A 4,047-nucleotide genomic window follows, 5' to 3' on the forward strand; every position below is an offset into this window, starting at 1 on the left:
GACCTCCCCCATGCCGCCCCGCCCGATCAGCTCGAGCAGCTGGTAGCGGCCGTGGATCAACGCGCGCTCCGCCATCGCCCGTCTCGCCCCCGTTGTCGCCGGCTGAGTACCGCCCCCACTCCCACCCAGTATGGCTACCTGGTCCGGACGTTCCTATGCCAATGGGCGACAAAGAGTGGTAACGGACGGCGCGCGGAACCATCCGGCCACGGCCACCGGCGTCCACGGGACGGCCGGCGAATTCGCTCCTTCGGGTGGGCCGCCCGGCGTGGCGTGCGGGGCGTCAGGCCCCGGCCTGACCGGCCGGCCTTGGGCGGGTCCTGAGGCCGGCCATGCCGCCGTCGACGGCGAGCGCGGTGCCGGTGGTGGCGCCGGCGGCCGGGCCGGCGAGGTAGGCGATGGCGGCCGCCACCTCCTCGGGGGTGACGAGGCGACCGGTGGGCTGGCGGGCCTCGAGCGCGGCGCGTTCGGCCGCCGGGTCGGGGGCGGCGGCGAGCAGCCGGCCGACCCAGGGGGTGTCCACGGTGCCGGGGTTGACGCAATTCACCCGGATCCCCTCGGCGACCAGGTCGGCGGCCGTCGCCCTGGTGAGGGCGAGCACCGCGCCCTTGGTCGCCGAGTAGAGGGCCCTGGCCGGCAGCCCCTCGGTGGCCGCGACGGAGCAGGTGTTGACGACGGCGGGGTGCGCGGAGCGCCGCAGGTGGGGCAGGGCGGCGCGGGTGGTCCGCACGACGCCGAGCACGTTGACCTCGTACAGCCGGCGCCACTCGTCGTCCGGGTTGTCCTCGATGGTGCCCAGGGCGCCGATCCCGGCGTTGTTGACGACGATGTCGAGGCCGCCGAGTTCGGCCGCGGCCCGGTCGACGGCGGCCCGCACCGAGTCGTCGTCGGCGACGTCGACGCGGATGCCGAGCAGCGGCTCCGGGACCTCGGGGGCGAGGTCGAGGCAGGCTACCCTGGCGCCCCGGGCGGCGAGCAGCGTGGCGGTGGCCAGGCCGATGCCCGAGGCACCGCCGGTGACGAGGGCCGACAGGCCGGTGAGGTCGTCGGGGTGGGTCATGCCGGGGTCCTCCAGACGGGTCCTGCGGCGGGGCGGCCGGCGCCGGCCCGCCGGTGACGGTCACCGCGGACATGGGATCGATTTATAGGCCGCCGGGGCGTGGCCGTCCAGACCCCCTGCCGAACCCCCAGCTCAACGCGCCGTCGCGAGTCACGAGTTGGTGCGCGGGGACTGTCGGACATGGGATGCCACTGCTACGGTCAGGACCCGTGTCGCTGACCGACGGAGCCATCGCGCGGATCCGGGAGCTGATCCGGTCGGGCGCGTTGCCGCCGGGCGCCAAGCTGCCGCCCGAGCAGCGGCTCGCGGCCGAGCTCGGCCTCTCCAGGAACCTGACCCGGGAGGCGGTCAAGGCGCTGGTGGTCTCCCGGGTGTTGGAGATCCGCCGGGGCGACGGCACCTATGTGACCAGCCTCGAACCCCGGCTGCTGCTGGAGGGGATCGGCGAGGCCGTGGAGCTGCTGCGCGGCGAGACGCTGCTCGAACTCACCGAGGTCAGGCGGCTGTTGGAACCGGTGGCCACAGGGCTTGCCGCGGTCCGCATCTCCCCGGCCCAACTGGCGTCGGCGCGGGGGCACGTGGCGGCGATGCGGGCGGCCAGGGACGACATCGAGGCGCTGATCGAGCACGACGCGGCGTTCCACCGCGCGGTGGTCGCGGCCACCGGGAACCAGACGCTGAGCTCGCTGCTCGACGGGATCGCAGGTCGCACCCTGCGGGCCCGGGTCTGGCGCGGCCTGGTGGACGACGGCGCCGCGGACCGCGCCCTCGCCGAACACCAGGCCATCGTCGACGCGCTCGCCGACCGGGACGCGGTCCTGGCCGAGGCGGCGGCGCTGGTCCATGTGAGCAGCACCGAGCGCTGGCTGCGGCGGCAGTTGGAGGAATCCCTGCCGCGCGACGTCTCGGACGCCGTCTCAAGCTCTGTCTCAAGCACGGTTGTTGGCGACGCCGCGAGCGAACTGGAGGAACCATGAGCTTCCCCGAGCACTCAGACGCGCCGTCCGGCGGGACGCTCGGCGCCTCCGGGGTGACCGTCGGGCGGATCGGCCTCGGCACGGCACCGATCGGCGGCCTGTTCCGCGCGGTGGACGAGGAGCAGGCCGCGGCCACCCTGGAGGCGGCCTGGGAGTGCGGCATCCGCTACTTCGACACCGCTCCGCACTACGGCGCCGGGCTCGCCGAGGAGCGGCTCGGCGCCTTCCTGTCCGGGGTGCCGCGCGCCGAGGTGGTGGTGTCGACCAAGGTCGGCCGGCTGCTGCGCCCCGGCGCCGCGCCCGCCGGGGACGAGGGCTTCTTCGGGGCGCCGCCCCTGGTGCGGGTGCGGGACTACTCGGCGGACGGGGTGCGCCGCTCGTTGGCCGAGAGCCTGGAGCGCACCGGTCTCGACGCCTTCGACCTGGTGCTGATCCACGACCCGGACGACCACTGGGAGCCGGCCGTGCGGGAGGCGTATCCGGCGCTGGCCGCGCTGCGTGCCGAGGGCGCGGTGCGGGCCATCGGGGTCGGCATGAACCAGACCGCGATGCTGGAGCGGTTCGTGGCCGAGACTGACGTGGACTGCGTGCTGGTGGCGGGCCGCTACTCGCTGCTCGACCGGCAGGCGGCCGACGGCCTGCTGCCGCGCTGCGCCGAGCGCGGCGTCGGGGTGCTGGTCGGCGGGGTGTTCAACAGCGGCGTCCTGGCCGATCCTGGCCCAGGGGCCACCTTCGACTACGCGCCGACGCCGCCAGGGACGCTGCGGCGGGCCAGGCGACTCGCCGAGGTCTGCGCCGGCTTCGGGGTGCCGCTCGCCGCCGCCGCCCTGCGGTTCCCGCTGCGCCACCCGGCGGTCAGCGGGGTGCTCGTCGGGGCGCGCAGCGCGGCCGAGGTGGCGGCCAACGCCGGCCACGCGGCGGCCGAGATCCCCGAGGAGTTGTGGGCCGAACTCGACCGGCCGGCGCCGGGCGGGCCGTGGGCGCCGGAGGCGGACCGATGACGCCGAGGATCGACGCGCACCACCACGTCTGGGACCTGGGGCGTCGGCCGCACCACTGGCTTGACGGCCAGGAGAGCGCCGCCATCCGCCGCGACTTCGGCCTCGGCGACCTCGCCGGCCCGGCGGCGGCCGCCGGGGTGACCGGCACGGTGCTGGTGCAGGTGCTGCCCGATCCGGCGGAGACCGCCGAGTTCCTGGCGCTGGCGGCCGGGAGCGAGCTGGTCGCCGGGGTGGTGGGCTGGGTCGACCTGACCGCGGGCGCCGCGGTGGGCGAGCGACTGGCGGAGCTGCGCGCCGGCCCGGGCGGCGAGCTGCTGGTGGGGGTGCGGCACCTGGTCCAGGGCGAGGCGGACGATCGCTGGCTCTGCCGGCCCGACGTGCGGCGTGGCCTGGCTGCCGTGGCGGCCGCCGGGCTGGCCTATGACCTGCTGGTGCTGCCGCACCAGCTGCCTGCCGCCGTCGACACGGTCCGGGCGCTGCCCGGGCTCACCTTCGTCCTCGACCACCTGGCCAAGCCGCCGATCGCGGCCGGCCGCAGGGAGCCCTGGGCCGGGCTGCTCGGGGAGCTGGCCGGGGCGCCGAACGTGTACGCGAAGCTGTCGGGGCTCGTCACCGAGGCGGACCACGCCGGGTGGACCGTGGCCGCGCTGCGGCCGTACGCCGAGACGGCTCTCGCGGCGTTCGGGCCCGGCCGGCTGATGTTCGGCTCCGACTGGCCGGTGTGCCTGCTCGCCGCCTCCTACGCCGAGGTGGTGGCGGCGGCCGAGGAGCTGACCGCGGCACTCAGCCCGGCCGAGCGGGCCGGGGTCTTCGGCGGCGTGGCGGCGCGCGCCTACCGGCTGCCGACGCCGCCGGGACGCCTAGATGAATGAGTCCAAGGGGTGGCCTGCGGGCATGATGCGAGGGTGTCCAATGTCGGCGTGTGAAGACAGATGTGGACACCCTCGCGACAGCACTCTATGCCCGTATCGATGATGGGTTGAAGGCTTCGCCATGGTTGGCTCCGGCA

Annotated in this window: 4 protein-coding genes; 3 read left to right on the plus strand and 1 reads right to left on the minus strand. The window is 75.6% G+C overall.

The window, feature by feature from the left end; genetic code table 11:
- Positions 1-283 precede the first annotated feature (283 nt).
- Positions 284-1,060 (minus strand): SDR family oxidoreductase, encoded by a 777-nt coding sequence (locus E1265_RS34555; RefSeq protein WP_132934907.1) that lies wholly within the window; start codon positions 1,058-1,060, stop codon positions 284-286.
- A 209-nt stretch (positions 1,061-1,269) separates the two neighbouring features.
- Between E1265_RS34555 and E1265_RS34560 the strand changes: the two genes are divergently transcribed.
- Genes E1265_RS34560 through E1265_RS34570 form a run of 3 tightly spaced genes read left to right on the plus strand, consistent with a single transcriptional unit; the run spans position 1,270 to position 3,910 of the window.
- On the plus strand, positions 1,270-2,037 hold the full coding sequence (locus E1265_RS34560; protein ID WP_132934908.1) for a FadR/GntR family transcriptional regulator: 768 nt from the start codon (positions 1,270-1,272) through the stop codon (positions 2,035-2,037).
- Positions 2,034-3,038, plus strand: a complete 1,005-nt coding sequence (locus tag E1265_RS34565; protein WP_132934909.1) for an aldo/keto reductase — start codon at positions 2,034-2,036, stop codon at positions 3,036-3,038. The genes E1265_RS34560 and E1265_RS34565 overlap by 4 nt, the downstream gene beginning before the upstream one ends.
- The gene (locus E1265_RS34570) at positions 3,035-3,910 is read left to right on the plus strand and encodes an amidohydrolase family protein (RefSeq protein ID WP_132934910.1); all 876 of its coding nucleotides are present in this window, start codon (positions 3,035-3,037) and stop codon (positions 3,908-3,910) included. Before E1265_RS34565 ends, E1265_RS34570 begins: the two co-directional genes overlap by 4 nt.
- Positions 3,911-4,047 lie beyond the last annotated feature (137 nt).

The organism is Streptomyces sp. 8K308 (genome assembly GCF_004348315.1).
Classification (GTDB): domain Bacteria; phylum Actinomycetota; class Actinomycetes; order Streptomycetales; family Streptomycetaceae; genus Streptomyces.

Excerpts from the sequence above, each read along its gene's own strand:
- E1265_RS34570 (WP_132934910.1), top strand. The coding sequence starts at position 3,035 with ATGACGCCGAGGATCGACGCGCACCACCACGTCTGGGACCTGGGGCGT.
- E1265_RS34565 (WP_132934909.1), top strand. The coding sequence starts at position 2,034 with ATGAGCTTCCCCGAGCACTCAGACGCGCCGTCCGGCGGGACGCTCGGC.
- E1265_RS34555 (WP_132934907.1), bottom strand. The coding sequence starts at position 1,060 with ATGACCCACCCCGACGACCTCACCGGCCTGTCGGCCCTCGTCACCGGC.